The sequence below is a fragment of the Micromonospora sp. NPDC049240 genome, assembly GCF_040647835.1.
Classification (GTDB): Bacteria; Actinomycetota; Actinomycetes; order Mycobacteriales; family Micromonosporaceae; genus Micromonospora.
On record NZ_JBEZCX010000006.1, the window covers coordinates 191,078 to 207,087 of the forward strand.

General features: G+C 70.2%; 11 protein-coding genes. 5 read left to right on the forward strand and 6 right to left on the reverse strand.

Annotated features, from left to right (window positions below):
* The first annotated feature begins 467 nt into the window (after positions 1–467).
* The 4 genes from AB0B02_RS11345 to AB0B02_RS11360 all read left to right on the forward strand — a co-directional run bounded on the left by AB0B02_RS11345 (position 468) and on the right by AB0B02_RS11360 (position 5,309).
* Positions 468–1,295, forward strand: a complete 828-nt coding sequence (locus AB0B02_RS11345; protein ID WP_281942482.1) for an AraC family transcriptional regulator — start codon at positions 468–470, stop codon at positions 1,293–1,295.
* 837 nt (positions 1,296–2,132) lie between these two features.
* Positions 2,133–3,677 (forward strand): MFS transporter, encoded by a 1,545-nt coding sequence (locus AB0B02_RS11350; protein ID WP_281942484.1) that lies wholly within the window; start codon positions 2,133–2,135, stop codon positions 3,675–3,677.
* Complete coding sequence (locus AB0B02_RS11355) at positions 3,655–4,305, forward strand: MerR family transcriptional regulator (RefSeq protein WP_281942485.1); 651 nt, start codon at positions 3,655–3,657, stop codon at positions 4,303–4,305. Before AB0B02_RS11350 ends, AB0B02_RS11355 begins: the two co-directional genes overlap by 23 nt.
* Positions 4,306–4,433: 128 nt before the next feature.
* Positions 4,434–5,309 carry a S41 family peptidase gene (locus AB0B02_RS11360; RefSeq protein ID WP_357299431.1) on the forward strand — a complete coding sequence of 292 codons (876 nt, stop codon included), beginning with the start codon at positions 4,434–4,436 and terminating at the stop codon, positions 5,307–5,309.
* 234 nt (positions 5,310–5,543) lie between these two features.
* Here AB0B02_RS11360 and AB0B02_RS11365 read toward each other — a convergent pair whose 3' ends face one another.
* The 6 genes from AB0B02_RS11365 to AB0B02_RS11390 form a co-directional block, all read right to left on the reverse strand.
* A complete protein-coding gene (locus tag AB0B02_RS11365) occupies positions 5,544–7,136 on the reverse strand; it encodes an alpha/beta hydrolase (RefSeq protein ID WP_357299434.1) in 1,593 nt (530 codons plus the stop codon).
* A gap of 196 nt (positions 7,137–7,332) precedes the next feature.
* The gene (gene dpgB / locus AB0B02_RS11370; RefSeq protein ID WP_308447845.1) at positions 7,333–8,052 is read right to left on the reverse strand and encodes an enoyl-CoA-hydratase DpgB; all 720 of its coding nucleotides are present in this window, start codon (positions 8,050–8,052) and stop codon (positions 7,333–7,335) included.
* A complete protein-coding gene (dpgA, locus tag AB0B02_RS11375; protein WP_357299438.1) occupies positions 8,046–9,233 on the reverse strand; it encodes a 3,5-dihydroxyphenylacetyl-CoA synthase DpgA in 1,188 nt (395 codons plus the stop codon). Before dpgA ends, dpgB begins: the two co-directional genes overlap by 7 nt.
* A 490-nt stretch (positions 9,234–9,723) precedes the next feature.
* Positions 9,724–10,884 (reverse strand): epoxide hydrolase family protein, encoded by a 1,161-nt coding sequence (locus AB0B02_RS11380; protein ID WP_357299441.1) that lies wholly within the window; start codon positions 10,882–10,884, stop codon positions 9,724–9,726.
* 124 nt (positions 10,885–11,008) lie between these two features.
* On the reverse strand, positions 11,009–12,190 hold the full coding sequence (locus AB0B02_RS11385) for an acyl-CoA dehydrogenase family protein (RefSeq protein WP_281942499.1): 1,182 nt from the start codon (positions 12,188–12,190) through the stop codon (positions 11,009–11,011).
* 137 nt (positions 12,191–12,327) lie between these two features.
* On the reverse strand, positions 12,328–13,710 hold the full coding sequence (locus AB0B02_RS11390) for an FAD-dependent monooxygenase (protein WP_281942501.1): 1,383 nt from the start codon (positions 13,708–13,710) through the stop codon (positions 12,328–12,330).
* A 479-nt stretch (positions 13,711–14,189) separates the two neighbouring features.
* On the opposite strand from AB0B02_RS11390, the gene AB0B02_RS11395 reads away from it, so the two are divergent.
* The gene (locus AB0B02_RS11395; protein WP_357299445.1) at positions 14,190–15,752 is read left to right on the forward strand and encodes a hypothetical protein; all 1,563 of its coding nucleotides are present in this window, start codon (positions 14,190–14,192) and stop codon (positions 15,750–15,752) included.
* The last annotated feature ends 258 nt before the right edge of the window (positions 15,753–16,010 follow it).

Here is a 16,010-nt window from a genome sequence, read left to right on the forward strand (position 1 = left end):
AAGGCTTACTAGACGCACCGGACAGATCCGACCATTCCCGAACATCCACCCCGCGACAAGGCGGCACCAAGTGCGGCGCTTCGGGGAAAATGGACCTGGCTAATTATGGCGACTGGAGATTCGTACTATCAGCAGCGGAGTGTGCTGCTATCCGCCCGCCGCCATCCACCAATGCGGCTCTGACGTGCGAGGACAGCACTTCTGTGCATGCCACTCCATGACTGCGCTCCGTGCTCGCGTCGTCATTGACGGTGTTGCCATCGCCCGATGGCTCGGCTAGCCTCGACGCCAGCAATACCGCCGGTCGCAGGAGGTGGGAATAGGCTAATTTCATGGATAGCCCGCATAAATGCCAGCGGCGGTGACCACCGCCAATATTCGCCACACCAAAGCAGACTGGACTCGCGGGGGTCGTCCGCTAGGCAGTGTCAACATGATGAGATTTGCAGGTCATTGGGGGAACCGCTGTGGAAGATCCAATCGAGAAGGCTGTGCGGCGAGCGATCGCCGCCATGCACGAAAAACTAGGCGAGCAGCTCACCGTCGACGACATGGCCCGCGCTGCCATGTTCAGCAAGTTTCACTTCACGAGGGTCTTCCAGCGAGCCACCGGCGTGACACCGGGCCGCTTCCTCTCCGCCCTGCGCCTGCAGCGCGCCAAGCACCTGCTCGTCTCCACCTCATTGAGTGTCGCCGATATCAGCATGCGCGTCGGGTACAACAGCGTCGGGACTTTCAGCTCCCGGTTCACCCGGAGCGTGGGAATGCCACCCACGACGTACCGCCGACTGGCCGGCTTCGCCCCGCAGATCGCGACCGACCCCGATTACCGGATGGGGCACTCGCACAACACCCGGGTGCAGGGCCGCGCCTGGGCCCCGGAATCGCATGTGGACAGTCCGGTGTTCCTGGGCCTGTTCCCGGACCGCATCCCGGAAGGGCAGCCGGTCCGCTGCACGGTCCTGTCCCGCCCGGGCGCATACCAACTCGACGGCGTACCACCGGGTAACTGGTTTCTCCTCGCCCAGTCGGTCAACGGGGAACTGGACGCCGACATGGTCGCCGACGACGGGGACCAGACCGTCTGCGTCGCCACCGTCGGCCCCCTGCACCTGCGGGGCGACGGCGTGGTGCACGCCGACCTCGACCTGCAGCCGGTCCGCGCGATGGACCCCCCGGTCCTGCTGGCGCTGCTCGACCAGCGCAAGTTCGCGCTGGCCCGGGTGGCCGAGGAGCGGATGGGCGCGGTGTCGTCGATCGGCGCCGCGGTCACGGCGGGCCGCTCCGCGGCGTGAGCGGTCCGATCTGATTCCGATCCGACGAGGTCGACGGCCCGGCTCGGCCAGGTGAGGCGGGCTGGCCACGGAACGACCCGGGTGACGGGCGACCGGATCGCCACGCCCCGACTCCCACCGCGGCCGCCCGCCATTCACCGTCGCCGCCGCGCCCGTCGGGCCGGCCAGGCCGGCCGGCGTGACCGAAATGCCGCCCCCGAGCGCTCGGGCAGTGGCCCGCGAGGCCGTCGCGCCTTCGCCGCGAAGGCCGCCCGCGTAACGCGTCCGGGATGTGGTGGCCACGCTCCCGCGCCTTCCGCCAGGATGGCGGACGCCCACCGGCGCGCCCTCGCGCGCCGAGCGTGGTCCCGGCCCGACGAGGTCGCGCCGGCGCTCGACCGCCCACCGGTCGCGGGCTTCGACAGGCGACCCGGACTCACCCTCCCCGGCGGCTCTCGTGCCACGAGCACGGCGTGGGAATCTCCCGCGCGTCAAGAACTCCCGCCTGACCAAAGAGCGCTGCCATCCACTGTCGTCAATGGGAAGCAACCACGGAGGTGCACCCGATCCGGGCCTCCCAGACGATTGATCCGCAATTCCTGATCCCACCGACAGGGGGCGACGCCGTGACACCCGGCAGACCGGCGACGTAACCATCGAGGCGCCACCGGTCGACGCGCGGACCCGGGTCGACGTGACGTACGCGGGCGACGGCACGCGGGCGCGCGGGCCGGGACCGCCCTCCCCGATGTCCACGGCCGTCGGCCGGGCGCCGCACTCGCGGACCCGTCGCCGAGCGGCGCGTCGAGGAGTGACAACCCCTCGGCACCGTGGCCGGGAATCGATGCGAGGAGTGAAATGCCCCACCGACCGGCGCACCGCAACCCATGGTCCGTCCTTGCCGTGCTGTGTCTGGCGAACTTCCTCATCCTGCTGGACACCACGATCGTCAACACCGCGACGCCGCACATCATGGCGGAACTGCGCACCCCGGTGGACGGGGCGCTGTGGGTGCTCAACGGATACCTGCTGGCCTTCGCCTCGCTGCTGATCACATTCGGCCGGCTGGGCGACCGGGTCGGCCCGCGCCGGGTCTTCGTCGTCGGCCTCGCCGTGTTCACCGTCGCGTCGGTCTGGTGCGCGTCGTCCCGGCACACCGGCGAGCTGGTCGCCGCCCGGGTGTTGCAGGGGGTCGGCGCCGCGGCGTTGCTGCCCCAGGCCCTGGTCCTGATCTCCGCCGTCTTTCCCCCCCAGCGCCGCGGCGCCGCCTTCGGCATCTTCACCGCGGTGGCCGGCGTCGCCGCGGTCAGCGGCCCCACCCTGGGCGGTCTGCTCGTCACGGAGGCCGGCTGGCAGTCGATCTTCTACCTCAACGTGCCGGTGGGTCTGGCCGGACTGCTGCTCGCGGCACGGTACCTGCCCCGCCTGCGGCCCGACCGGGCGCACCGGTTCGACGCGGTGGGCGTCGCGCTCGCCACCGGGGGCCTGCTGGCCATCGTGTTCGGCCTCGTCGAAGGGCAGCGGTACGCGTGGGGTCGGGTGCTGGGACCGGTCGGCATCCCGCACGTCCTCGTCGCCGGCGTGGTGCTGCTCGCGCTGTTCGTCCGGTGGGAGCGGCGGGCCGCCGAGCCGCTGCTGCCGCTGGACCTCTTCGGTGACCGGAACTTCACCATCGCCACGGTGCTGACGGCCATCAGCTCCCTCGCCCTGTACGGCTTTCTGTTCGTCTTCGTGCTGGAGACCCAGAACATGCTCGGCATGAGCCCGCTCGCCTCCGGCCTCGCCGCGCTACCCTGGACGGTCACGCTCAGCGCCGTCGCGCCGGTCGCCGGCCGGCTCGCCGACCGGGTGGGCGGCCGGATCCTCCTCGTCGTCGGCCTCGCCCTGCAGGCCGTCGGCGTGCTCGGAGTCGCGCTGCTGCCCGGCCCCTCGTCGTCGTGGCGCACCTTCGCCGGGCCGCTCGTCGCGATCGGCGTCGGCATGGGCCTGTCCATCGCGCCCACCACGACCGAGGCGATGCGTCGCATCACCCCGCGACGCGCGGGGGCGGCTTCCGGCCTGCTCAACACCGCCCGCCAGGCCGGTGCCGCGCTCGGCGCCGCGCTGATCGGCGCCGTGCTGCAGAACCGCCTGCCCGACTCCACGCACCGCGCCGCGTTCCACGACGGCTTCGCCACGGCCAGCCGGCCGGCGCTCTCGGTGGTCGCCGGCGTGCTGTTCGCCGGCGCCGGGCTGGCCGCGGCCATGCGGCGGCACCCGCGGGCACCGGCGCCTATCGATCCGTGGGAGCAAGTTGCACCAAACGCAACATCGAAGGTGACGAACATGCAGCCCGACCCTTACTCTGGTCTGGCCGGTGCTGTCGACAGCGGGGAACCTGATGCGTATCTCAGATCTCAGTAGGCAGACAGGCGTACCGATCGCAACGATAAAGTTCTACCTCCGGGAGCGCCTGCTCCCACCCGGCACCCCGACCGGCCGTAACCAGGCGGCGTACGGCGAAGCGCATCTGCGACGGCTGCGGCTCATCCGGGCCCTGACCAACATCGGTCAGCTGGAACTCACCTCGGTGCGGGAGCTGCTGACCGCGATCGAGAACGACAAGGTGCCGCTGCCCGCGCTGTACTCGCTCGTCGACCGCGCCCTGTTCCCGCAGGAGCCGGCGCTGCACAGCGTGGACGGCGCGAAACAGGTGCGCGCCGACGTCGACCGTTTCGTCAAGGAACTGGGCTGGTCGCTCGACATGGACGCGCCCAGCCGGGACCGTCTCGCGCTCGTGGTCCTCACCCTGCAGCGGCTGGGCTGCGAATGCGGGATGGAATACTTTCTCCCGTACGCCGAGGCGGCCGAGAAACTCGCGGTCCAGGATCTCGACCTGCTGCCCGCCGACGGGGTGGGCGCCGACCGGGCCGCCGTGGTGGTGCGGGGGGTCCTGCTCGACGTGGCGCTGTCGGCGTTGCGGCGGATGGCCCAGGAGCACCACGCGACACTGCGCTTCGGCCCGAAGACGGCCGACGCCCGGCCCGCGTAGCGCCCGGCCCCGACCCGCGGTCACGCGCAGGCGCGCACCGCCGCGCACCGCCCGGCCGACGGTCCGGGCCGGCCGGCTGCGGCGACGACGCCCGGCGACGGCCCCCACCTCGACGAATGTGAGTTCTCATGATCGTCACCCATCCCGACACGGTGCGCGTGCACCCGGTCGAGCGGGCGATCGAGCTGCTGCGGGAGCGTTACGTCTCCCCGGAGCGGGCCGAGGCGGCAGCCACGGCGCTGCGGCAGCGACTGACCGCCGGCGCCTATGACGGCCTGGACGACTCGACGCTCGCCGAACGCCTCACCGAGGACCTGCTCGACGTGTGCCCGGACACGCACCTGTGGGTCCGGGTGCGCGACGAGCGCCGCGCTCCCGCCGGCGCCAGCGTCCGTCGGGTCGAGATCCTCGACGGCAACATCGGCTACCTGGACGTACGCCGCATGAGCGGCTCCACGAACGGCGGCCGGGCGATCATCGGCGCGATGGAGCTGGTGTCCCGCACCGACGCGCTCATCCTCGACCTGCGGGAGAACGGCGGCGGCTCACCGGACGGCGTCGTGCTGTGGAGCAGCTACCTCCTGCCGGCCGGACCGACGCACCTGAACAGCATCTACGACCGGGTCACCGACCGGACGCGACAGCTGTGGAGCCTGGCGTGGCTGCCCGGCGAGCGGTACGTCGACCGTCCGCTGTACGTGTTGACCAGCGACCGGACGTTCTCCGGCGCCGAGGATCTCTGCCTGAACCTGAAGGTGCGTGGTCGGGCCCGGTTGGTCGGCGAGACGACGCGTGGCGGAGCGAACCTCGCCACCGTCCACGAGCTGACGCCGACGATGGAGATCGCGGTGCCGCACGCCTATTCGATCAACCCGATCACGGGCGGCAACTGGGAGGGCACCGGTGTCGAGCCCGATCTCGCGGTGCCGGCGGCGACCGCCTTCGACGTGGCGTACGCGGAGCTGCTCGACGCGCCGGGGGAACCGGGGCGGCGCGGGCACTGAGCGGCGGCCCCGGGGATCGGCCACCGGCCGCGCCCGGCCCGCGTCGCCACCGGTCCCGCGGTGCACGCCTCCAGATCAGCCAGCACGGTCGGCAGTGCGCCGTCCGCGGCACCGGGCAGCCCTCGACCGGCCCGTCAGCGGCGGCCCGGCGCGAGGGCCTGTCCATCCTCGTCCGCGTCGACGGCCGCGGCGCGGCACGTCACCCGGAGCCACGCGACGTCGACCGGCGTCACCTCAGCGTCGTGCGCCGTACCCCGGCGCCCACGCCGCGCCGGTGTCGACCAGTCGGGACAACGTCCGCGACGAGGTGGCCGTCGGGTCGGGCGGCGGCAGGGCGTCGCAGGTCGCGTCGGGTCGGTCGCCGGCCTTGCGCTGCGGCAGCCGGCCCGTCCTGAGGTAGTCGGCGATGACGCCGGTGACGCACGGATTGCCGCTGAACGAGAGGACGTGCGTGGTCTGGCCGACCTCCGCCAGCAGCGATCCGTTCGGGAAGCGGCGCCGGGCCTCGATGCTGCCCTCGAACGGCGTGGCCGCGTCCAGCGTGCCGCCGACGAACAGCACGCTCCGCACCTTCGAGCCGTCGACCTCGACCGGCGTGGAGACCTTGCCGGGCCAGAAGAGGCACGGCGCGTTGCCCCAGGCGTTGTACCAGGTGGCGAACGGTGCGTCACGGAACGTACGCCAGTTGTCGCGCCGCCAGGTGGCCCAGCTCCGCGGCCACCGGGTGTCGGTGCACTGCACCGCGTTGAAGACCGCGAAGACGTTGTCGTCGGCCGGGCGGAAGGAACTCTCGTACGCCCCGACCAGCACCTCGGCGTCGGGGTCCTCGACGGCGCTGACGAACAACTCGGCCAGGGTCGGCCAGATCGCCTGGAAGTAGCCGGCGTAGATGAAGATGTCGGTGAACTCGGCCGGGCCGACGACGCCGCCGGCCGGCGCCGTACGCAGCTTGTGCTGCGTCGCGTACCAGCGCTTCCTGACCTGGTCGGCCGTCCTGCCGAGGTGGTAGACGTGGTCGAACGTCGCCACCCACGCGAACCACATGCGCAGGCTGCGTTCGAAGTTCACGTCCTGGGCCAGGGCGGCCTGGTACCAGACCTTGCGCGGGTCGATGTTGCTGTCGAGCACCATGCGGCGCACCGTCCTCGGGTACACCGTGCCGTACACCTGGCCGAGGTAGGTGCCGTACGAGATGCCGTACAGGTTGACCTGGCCGACGCCGAGCGCCTTGCGGATCGACTCCACGTCCCGCACCGTGTCGAGCGTGGTCATGTGGTCCAGCAGCGCGCCGCCGGCCACCCGGCAGGCTTCGGCGTAGTTCCTCGACCGGCGGAGCCAGGTCTGCTCGATGCCCGGGCGCCGGGGGACGTACTCCGGGCGCGGCCCGTGGAGGTAGTCCTCGTCACAGGACAACGCCGGAACGCTGGCGCCGACGCCACGCGGGTCGAAGCCGATCCAGTCGTAGGCGCCGCCGACGCCGGCGGGGACGCACACCGCCGCCGACGTGCAGAGCCCGGAGTTGCCGGGCCCGCCCGGCAGGGCGATGATGACGCCCTGGTAGTCCTCGGCGGATACCGTCGCCCGGATCCGCGAGACCGCGATCTGGATCTTCCTGCCGGTCGGCTTGCGGTAGTCCAGCGGCACGTCGAGCAGGCCGCACTCGGCGCCGCCATCGTGCGGCTCGGGCGTCCCGCAGGGTTTCCAGGCGATCCTGGCGGTCGTCGCCGGCTCCACGGTGGGCGCCGCCGAACCGCCCGCCGCGGGCGTGACCGCCACGATCACCGCGGTGACGACGAGGGCGAGGCCCTTCGCGATCTTTCGATCCACAATTCCCCCTCATCGCGGGACTCGTCTCTCCGCCCGGGAGAGGTCCACTGTAGATGGAGTGACGGGCCGGCGATTCTCGCAGAGTGCGGCGTCCGCATCCGGAGACAGCTCACGCGGTGAGTGGGGCCGGCGCCGCCAACGGGCTCCGGCCCCACTCTCACCCCCGGCTCCCCTCCGTTGCGCGGGAGCGGATCCGCTACCGTGCCCCGGGGCCGGCCGACCGCCGCAGGGCTCTGTCGCAGGCCGCGAGGTGACGGCCGAGGGCATCCTCGAAGCTGGTGGTCGGCGCGTCGAACATCAGTTGTCGGCGGACGGCCACCTCTCTGCCGGAGAGGCCGCTCACCATCTCGGCCGCGGCGGTCAGGGCCATGGCCGGATCGCCTGTCACCTCGTCGACGATGCCCAGGTCGACGCTTTCGGTGGCGTCCAGATGGGCGCCGAAGAGGATCGCCCGGCGCAGCCGGGTCCCGCCGGCCTGCTGGGCGAGTCGGAAGATCGCCATGCCGGGCCAGGTGGCCTCGCCGTCGACGTAGAGGGACAGCCGGACGTCGGGCGTGGCGATGCGGTAGTCCGTCGCCAGCAGGGCGTCCAGGGCGAGACCCCCGCAGTCGCCGGAGGCGACCGCGACAGTCGTGACGGTGAGCCGCTCGAGCCGGCGCAACGCCCGCTCCCACTTGCTGACCAGCGCCACCTCCAGGCCGTGCGTCCAGTCCTTGCCGGGGGTGCCGGTCAGGTGCACCGCGAGCATGGTGGTGGCCTTGGTCGACTCGGCCACCGTGCAGGCGGCGTCCACCGCGGCGACGGATTCCATCGTCAGGGGTTTCGAGCCGTCGATGCGAAGCTCGACATCGCCTCGGGTGCCGTCGGCGGCGCCACGCTCACCCCGGCCGGTCCGGACGGTTGCCGCGCTCACCACTGGATCAACGCTGTCTCGATCGTGGAACCAGGACCCATGGTCATCAGCACTCCATAATCGCCCGGGGCCGTCACTCTCTCCTGCTGGAGCCGTTCGTACGAGAAGATGAACGAGCCGCTTGATACGTTGCCGTAGTCACGAAGCACGCTTGTGGTGTGCCGCACCTCGTGACGGTTCAGTCCGAGATTCACCGTCACCGCGTCGACGACCTTCTTGCCGCCCGCGTGCACGAGCCAGTGCCCGATGTCGCTACGACGCAGACCGGTGTTCGCCAGCAGCCGGTCCGTGACGATTTCCGCGTGTGCGCCGACGACGTAAGGAATCTGCGGGTCCAGGAAGAAGCTGAACCGGTTCTGGACGCTGTCCCAGTCGTAGCGCATGGCGTCGATCGCCTCGGGGATGATGCAACTCGCGAACTTGAGGATGCGAGGACCGCCGGCGGCGCCCGAGGAGTCGCCGCCGGTGGCGTCCAGGAAGTCGCCGGCGGGGCGGCCGACAAGGGCCAGCGCGGCGGCGCCGTCGCCGAACAGACTGTTCACCACCGCGGTCCGCATGGTCGAGTCCATCACGTACGCGGCGGAACACGCCTCGGTGCACAACACCACGGCAAGCTCGCCCGGATTGGCCACGGACCAGCTCGACACGACGTTCAGCGCGTTGAGCCCCGCGTTGCAGCCCATTCCCACGATGTCGCTCCGGCTGCAGTGCCGGTCGATGCCCAGCTCACGGATGAGCAGGGCACTGAGCCCCGGTGTGAGGAATCCGGTGGACGTCACGCAGCAGAGGTGGCGGATGTCGGAGAGCGACGCCCCGGCATCGTCCAGGCATGCCTGCAGGGCACGCCGCCCCATGTCCACGGCCAGCCTCTTGTGCCGGTCGAGCAGGTCCGCCTGGGTCTCCGGGGACGGGAGGCCGTCGTCTCCCGGCAACGGCAGGTCGAGGAAACGCCGGCGGATCGCGCTGTTGAGGAAGACCGACCGGATCTTCGGATCGGAGATCGCGAAGGTGTCCAGCAGGTCCTGCTGGGAGAAGGGTGTGGAGGACGAGGCCGTGCCCACCCCGACAATTGTGGACTCGCAGGGGCTGGACTGGAAAATGGGAGACTCTGCTGCCAGTGTCCGAGCGTACGGCCTCTGGGTGTTGGCGATGTCAACGGTCACGCGCAGATCTTCCTTCCGCATCTCAGCAAGCCTGGCTTTTTGGCCAGGCGCATTATGCTCGTACGCCCACGATGCGGTCTCAGGTGGGGACGCCGCATCTTGGGGCTTGCGCGGTGTCGGCTCGAATGAGTCACGCTCGCACCTAATCAACAGCTAAGACTCTATCGCCCGCCGGATACCCGATCACATCCCATAGTGCGCCGTCGAATGTGACCGCCGTCCATGCCGACGTAGTCAGGAAATGTGTTTCCGATGTCTGCCGGAGTCGCCCGAGGCTTCGGAGCGGGGATTGTCGGAACACCTTCCGCACGCCCTGTCGGTCGCGTGCGCGCCGCACCGGCGACCCCGGATCCGTCAGGTGGGCAGACCCGCCGGCGCACGATCCGAGGGGCCACTCGCCGAAGCGGCCACCGCGTCCCTCGTCCTTCGTCGACGAGGTCGTCGTGAAGGACCGACGCGATGGCCGCCTCTTGTCCCGCCGGTCCGCCCGGTCACGGGCGGAACCGGGCGGTCAGCGTGCGAGCGAGCGGACGAACGTGCGGACGTCGTCGACCAGCAGCTGGGGCTGCTCCAGAGCGGCGAAGTGCCCTCCCCGGTCGAACTCGGTCCACCGGGTGAGGGTGGGCAGGATCTGGTCGGCGAACCGGCGCACCGGCCGCACCGCGTCCTTGGGGAACGACGCGACGCCCACCGGCATCGTCAGCGGCCACGGCCCGGCCCAGGTCCGGACGAAGTCGGCGTCCATCCGGCTGGACTCGTAGTAGAGCTGGGCGCTGGACCCGGCCGTCGCCGTGAACCAGTAAATCGAGACCGCGGTGAGGATGTCGTCGCGGCTCACGGCGTCCTCCGGCACCTTCGCCGAGTCGGTCCATTCCTTGTACTTCTCGGCGATCCAGGCGAGCTGCCCCACCGGCGAGTCGGTCAGCGCGTAGGCGAGCGTCTGCGGCCGGGTCGACTGGATCCGCTGCCAACCGGTCCCGTCCTGCATGAACGTGCCGGTGAACTGGAGGCGGGCCAGGTCGGCCTCGCCCAGACCCTCCATGGCCGCGGGGTCGGGCGGCGGGAACGCCACGCACATGTTGAGGTGGATGCCGATGACGTGCTCGGGATCGGCCAGCCCCAGTCGCAGCGAGATCGGCATCCCCCAGTCACCGCCCTGCACGGCATACCGCTCGTAGCCCAGGCGGCTCATCAGCTCCTTCCACGCGCCGGCCACCCGGCCGGTGTCCCAGCCCACCTGACCCGTCGGGCCGGAGAACGCGTAGCCGGGGATCGACGGGATCACCAGGTGGAAGGCGTCGGCGGCGTCACCGCCGTGCGCGACCGGGTCACTGAGCGGCCCGATGACGTCCAGGAACTCGGCCACCGTGCCCGGCCAGCCGTGGGTCAGGATCATCGGCGTCGCGCCCTCCTCGGGCGAGCGGACGTGCAGGAAGTGCACGTTCACGCCGTCGATCTCGGTGACGAACTGCGGGTACGCGTTCAGGCGCGCCTCGGCCGCCCGCCAGTCGTAGCTGTTCCGCCAGTGGTCGGCCAGCTCCTTGACGTACTCCAGCGGCGCACCGCGATCCCAGCCCACACCCGGCATCTCGTCCGGCCAGCGCGTGTGGTCGAGCCGCCGGTGCAGATCGTCGAGATCGGACTGCGGCACTTCGATACGGAACGGACGCATCTAACAACCTCCCTGTGTCGGTCGAGAGCCGCCAGGAGCGGCGCTGGGCTCAGATCGAGGACGGCGGCGCGCCGGAGCCCGAGGCGCTGACGAGAGCGCCCCGGGCGGCCGGCGAACGCGCCGATCAGATGAACGGGGTGTTCGGGCCCAGACCGCAGACGATCCGGCCGTAGAGCTCCAGGTTGGTGCTCGGGTGCAGGATGGCGTGCAGGTTGAGCGTCTGCACGTCCCGCTGGATGCGCTGGATCGGCACGTCGCGGTAGATCGACGAACCGCCACTGGCGCCGACGAGGATGTCGACCGCCTCCTTGGCCCGCTGGCACGCCGCACCCAGGTCGAGCCGGACGCGCGCCCGCTCCTCAAGCGTCCACTGCTCCCCCGCGGCCCCCTTGGTGTCGAGCATGCGGGCCGCCCGGTGGGCGTGGAACCCGACCTCGTCGATCTTGGTGACCGCCTCGGCGATCTCCAGGTGGGTGACCGGCGCCTCGCTCTGGTTCTCGTATGCGGTGTAGGTGATCTTCCGGCCGGGCAGCCGCTCCAGGAACACGTCCTTGGCGCCCATCGCGAGGCCGAGCGCGGGCGCGCTGATCGTCGCGCACGCGGTCGGCATGAACGGCGCCTTGAAGATCGGCGAGTCCGCGTTCAGCTTGGACATGTGCTGGCCCTGGAGCACCGGCCCCATCTGGAGCACCCGCTCCTTCGGGATGAAGAGGTCCTTCGCGATCGTGGTGACGCTGCCGGAGCCACGCATGCCCGAGGTGTGCCAGTCGTCGACGACCTGGAGGTCGGAGTTCCGGATGAGCGTCATGACCGGCGCCATCCCGCCGTCCTCGGTCGGCGTGACCGCCGCGTTCGTGTTCCACGTGCTCTGCTGCACGCCGCTGTTGAACGACCACTTGCCGTTGACGATGTAGCCGCCGTCCGTCGGCACGGCCACCGCGCCGGGGCTGAGGATGCCGCTGATCCGGACGTCGGGCGTCGCGAACACCTCGTCCTGCACCTCGTCCGGGAACAGCCCCATCATCCAGGTGCTGATCGCCCACACCGAGGCCGTCCAGGCGGTCGAGCCGTCGCCCCGCCCGAGCTCGGCGATCACGTCGACGACGGTCTCCATGTCGGACTCGAAGCCGCCGTAGCGGGTCGGCACCCGCATCTTGAGCAGGTCGGCGCTGGTCAGCGCTTCGATGACATCGGGATGGATCCGCCGGTTCTCGTCCATCCAGGGCGCCTTCTCCCGCAGGAGCGGAACGAGCTCGGACGCGCGCTTGACGAGTTCGGTCTTGCCCGGTGCGTGAACAGTCACCATCGTGTTCCTCCTAAACGGACGTCCGCTGACGCGGGGTCGCCTCGCAACGGGCGACGCGGGGTGGAGCTGAGCAGGTGGCTCGCTCGGAAGGCAGAAGCAGAAAATCGTGGCGCACGCGCGGACGGCACGTCCCGGCGCTAGTCGCGGCCGGCGCCGAGCGGCGCCGCTGCCGGGACCCGGTTCGGCCGGCGACCGGCCTGCCGCAGCACGCGGAGCATCCGGCCCGGGCGGAGCAGGGACGTCGGCTCGTCGATGAGGCCGGCCACCCGCATGAGGGCATTGGTGAGGCTCGGGTCGTGCACGGCGGCCCGCTGGACCTTCGCCACGTAGGCGTTGATCATGCGGATCTTGGCGGTCCGCCGGCCTTCCACGCCCGCGTAGCCGAGGTCCGCGGTCGCCGCGAACTCCCAGGGCGAGTCGATCTGGCGGGAGATCTCCTGGAAGAACTCGAGCGGATCCGGCACGGTCGTGCTGCTGAGCTTGTCCGCCAGGACGCGGGACTCGACCGCGGCGATGGCCATGCCCTGGGCGTAGATGGGATTGAAACTGCAGACCGCGTCGCCGATGACCAGGAACCCGGCCGGGAAGCGCGTCAGCCGCTCGTAGCGGCGGCGGACGCTCGCCGGGAAGCGGAACATCACCGGGTCGTTGAGCGGCTCGGCCTCGCGGACGGACTCGTAGATCTCCGGCACCGGAACCGACCGGACGAACTCGAGGAACTTGTCCGGGTCGGTCGGCGGATGGTCGCCGAGAACGCCGGTGAGCGACAGCTCGACCCGTCCGTCGTCGCCGGGCAGCCGGTAGTAGAACGCGCCGCGCGGATGCGTGGGTGTCGCCGCCGCGATGACGGCGATGTCGCTGCCGAACGGGTCGTTACGCACCCGGTAGTGGCGGGTGGTGTAGGCCAGGTCGACCTTCACCCGGTCCTCCTCCGGCCGGGAGTAGCCGAACTCCTCCAGCCAGGTCGGCGTCCTCGACCCCCGCCCGGTGGCGTCGACCACCAGGTCGGCACGGAGCACCTCGGGGTCCGAACCGCCGTCGCGACGCTGCACCCGCGCGCCGACGACCCGGCTCTTGTCGGGCGTCGCCTCCAACCCGACGATGTCGTAGCCCTCCAGGAAGCGTATGTTGCTGACCTTCTCCACCCGGTTACGCACCTGGTGCTCGATGACCGGCCGGGTGCACGGCACCGAGAGCAGGCCGGTATTCGCCTGGCGGAGCTGCATTCCGTTGAAGTACCAGCGAATCGCGCCGCTGAAGTCACCCGGCTGGACGCCGGCGGCTTCCATGTCGGCCGTCAGCCCGGGAAACTGCTTCTCCAGGATCTGTTGCCCGCGGGCGACCAGACCATGGGCGTGCCGACCGTGCGGAACGCCCTTCCGGTAACCCGCCACTCCGGCCAGTTCGTCGCGGTCCACGACGAGCACCTCGGGATACACCTCGGCGAGCACATTGGCGGCGAGCAGGCCGGCCAGGCTGCCGCCGAGTACCACCGCGCGGCCGACAGGCTGTTCAGGCATCGCGATCTTCCTCCTCTGCGAACCAGAAACGTGCGCCTTCCCCATGCCGTCAGCCGCGGTGTCGGGCGAGCGAAGCCGCTGCCCGCTGCGTGAGCCCGGCAGGGCCGACTGGGTGTCAGAGCCATCTTCGGCGCTACCGGCACCGATGGCGTCTTTCTCATTGCGGAGCCCGCCGGGGCGGGAACGACGACCAGGTGAGCCGGGATGCGTGCACCCCAGCAAGCTGCGAGATGCCGCCCTCCCTGGTCGCTCTGAAGAATGGGGGCTTGAATACTTTCGGCCGGACAGTCCCGCGTCGGGAGAAGTGACGCTTTTCAATGAGTTATTCGGGACAGGGCCACAGGACCTGTGAATAGTCGGAGGTGGTGGCCATGAAGATGAGCCTCAAGCCCATTCAGGAAATCGTGGGGGCCGATCCTCGCTACCGCTGGGACTATCCCGGTCCCTCGGTGCCGACACCATCGAAGAAGCTTCGATCGGTGTGGTATTTCGGTCTGCCGCTCACCTCCGCGCATCGCGATGCCCACGACGCCGGCAACGCCATGCTCGACGGGAGATCCGAGGAGGAACGGCACCTCAACGAGGGGTCCGTGTACCCGCACGCCGCCCTGGTCGAGATGATCACGTATCAGGACAGGTGCTTCCCGGACCTCCCCTGGCGCTACATCGACATGAGCCACCTGGACTGGCAGCACGTCAGGACCGCCATCAACGAGGACCCGCCCGACGTCGCCGCCTTCACGGTCTACACGGCCACCACGCTGTGGGCCATGATCGTCGCGGCGGAGATCAAGCGGGTCAACCCCAAGGCCGTCGTGGTCTTCGGCAACGACCACGCCGGCATCCTCTACCAGGAGACCCTGACCGGGAAGTACGGCAGTCGCCTGGTGGACTTCATCAGCACCGGCAACAACGGTCCGTTCACCATGATGGGCCTGTTGACCCACCTGCAGGGCGGGCTGGAGCTGAGCAAGGTCCCCTCCGTGGCGTACCGGTCGGCCGGTGGTGAGGTCGTCAACCAGGACGCCGGCACGTTCCCGCTGGACCGTCGGATCCTGCCCGACTACCGACTCATCATCGACCAGCTCGAGAAGCACTACGACCGTGCGTTCAACGTCTGGTACTCCCAGCACTACGACCTCAAGCGAATGGTCACGGTGCCGCTGGACGGCGGGTGCACCTGGGGAAAGCGGCCGGGCCGCCGGTGCAAGCACTGCTCGATCCAGGGCCTGACCCCGAAGACGACGGATGTCGCGTCCGCGATCCCGGTGCTGGAGAACATCGTCGGGGACATCGGCGCGAACGTGTACGCCGCCGGCGACTCGACGCTCGGCTTCTCGCGTGAGCAGTGGGAGGGAAACATCTCCTACCTCAACGACATGGCGGAGGCCTGCGCCAAGTCGCCGATCCTGCAGAAGCACCGGTTCATGCTGGCCTACGGGCTGGTCTACGAGTTCCTCGAGTCGGCGGAGCTGTGCAAGGGGTTCGTACGCACGTGGAACGTCGGGCTGGAGGCGTTCGACCCCAAGTTGCTCAAGGCCGACTCCAAGGGGATCAACAAGGGGCCGGAGCGGATCGGGGAGGCGCTGGAGCTCGCGCGCGACCTCGACTACAAGCTGTACGCGTCGGGCATCATGGGCCTGCCGGGCACGACGATGAAGAACCTCAAGACCGAGGTGAACAGCTGGCTGTCGATGGCCGACGAGTACCGCGACCTGATCACCAGCATCTCCGTCGCGGCGCCCGGGATCATTCCCGGCTCGCGCATGTACTGGGACACCTACAACGAGTCCCCCCAGGTTCGGGCCTGGCACGGCGAGATCCTTCCCGCGCGACGGATGACCGCCCTCTACATCCGCGAGAACACCGAGGTGGAGCTCGAGGACGTGGAGGCGGCGATCACCGACCTCCGGAACGGGATCCTCCAGATCAACGGCCCGATGGAGCACATGAAGTTCGGCTACTACATGCTGGGCGGTCGAGACGAGGACGAGGCGGCCGAATACCGCCTCCTCGAGGAGATCTGCGCGCAGCTCGACTAGTCACCGGTGCCACCCCCTCCCGTCGAGATGGTCCACGAGCCGCGTCGTCGTCCCGGGCTGCTGCCTCCGACGGCCCGGCTCGTGGCCGGATCCGCCGCGCGGTCGGCCCCGCGACCGGCGACCGTGGCGTGGCCGTCCGCCCGCCCGGCGCCGCGATCCGCGCGCCCCGCCCGCGATCCGGCCGTCCCTACCGAACCGCGGCCACCGCGGCGGCGTGTGCGCCCCCTCGCCGGGCCCGCGCCGGACCGCCCCACGACT

Excerpts from the sequence above, each read along its gene's own strand:
- AB0B02_RS11385 (WP_281942499.1), bottom strand. The coding sequence starts at position 12,190 with ATGGTGACTGTTCACGCACCGGGCAAGACCGAACTCGTCAAGCGCGCG.
- AB0B02_RS11380 (WP_357299441.1), bottom strand. The coding sequence starts at position 10,884 with ATGCGTCCGTTCCGTATCGAAGTGCCGCAGTCCGATCTCGACGATCTG.
- dpgA (WP_357299438.1), bottom strand. The coding sequence starts at position 9,233 with ATGCGGAAGGAAGATCTGCGCGTGACCGTTGACATCGCCAACACCCAG.
- AB0B02_RS11390 (WP_281942501.1), bottom strand. The coding sequence starts at position 13,710 with ATGCCTGAACAGCCTGTCGGCCGCGCGGTGGTACTCGGCGGCAGCCTG.
- AB0B02_RS11355 (WP_281942485.1), top strand. The coding sequence starts at position 3,655 with ATGCGTATCTCAGATCTCAGTAGGCAGACAGGCGTACCGATCGCAACG.
- AB0B02_RS11350 (WP_281942484.1), top strand. The coding sequence starts at position 2,133 with ATGCCCCACCGACCGGCGCACCGCAACCCATGGTCCGTCCTTGCCGTG.
- AB0B02_RS11360 (WP_357299431.1), top strand. The coding sequence starts at position 4,434 with ATGATCGTCACCCATCCCGACACGGTGCGCGTGCACCCGGTCGAGCGG.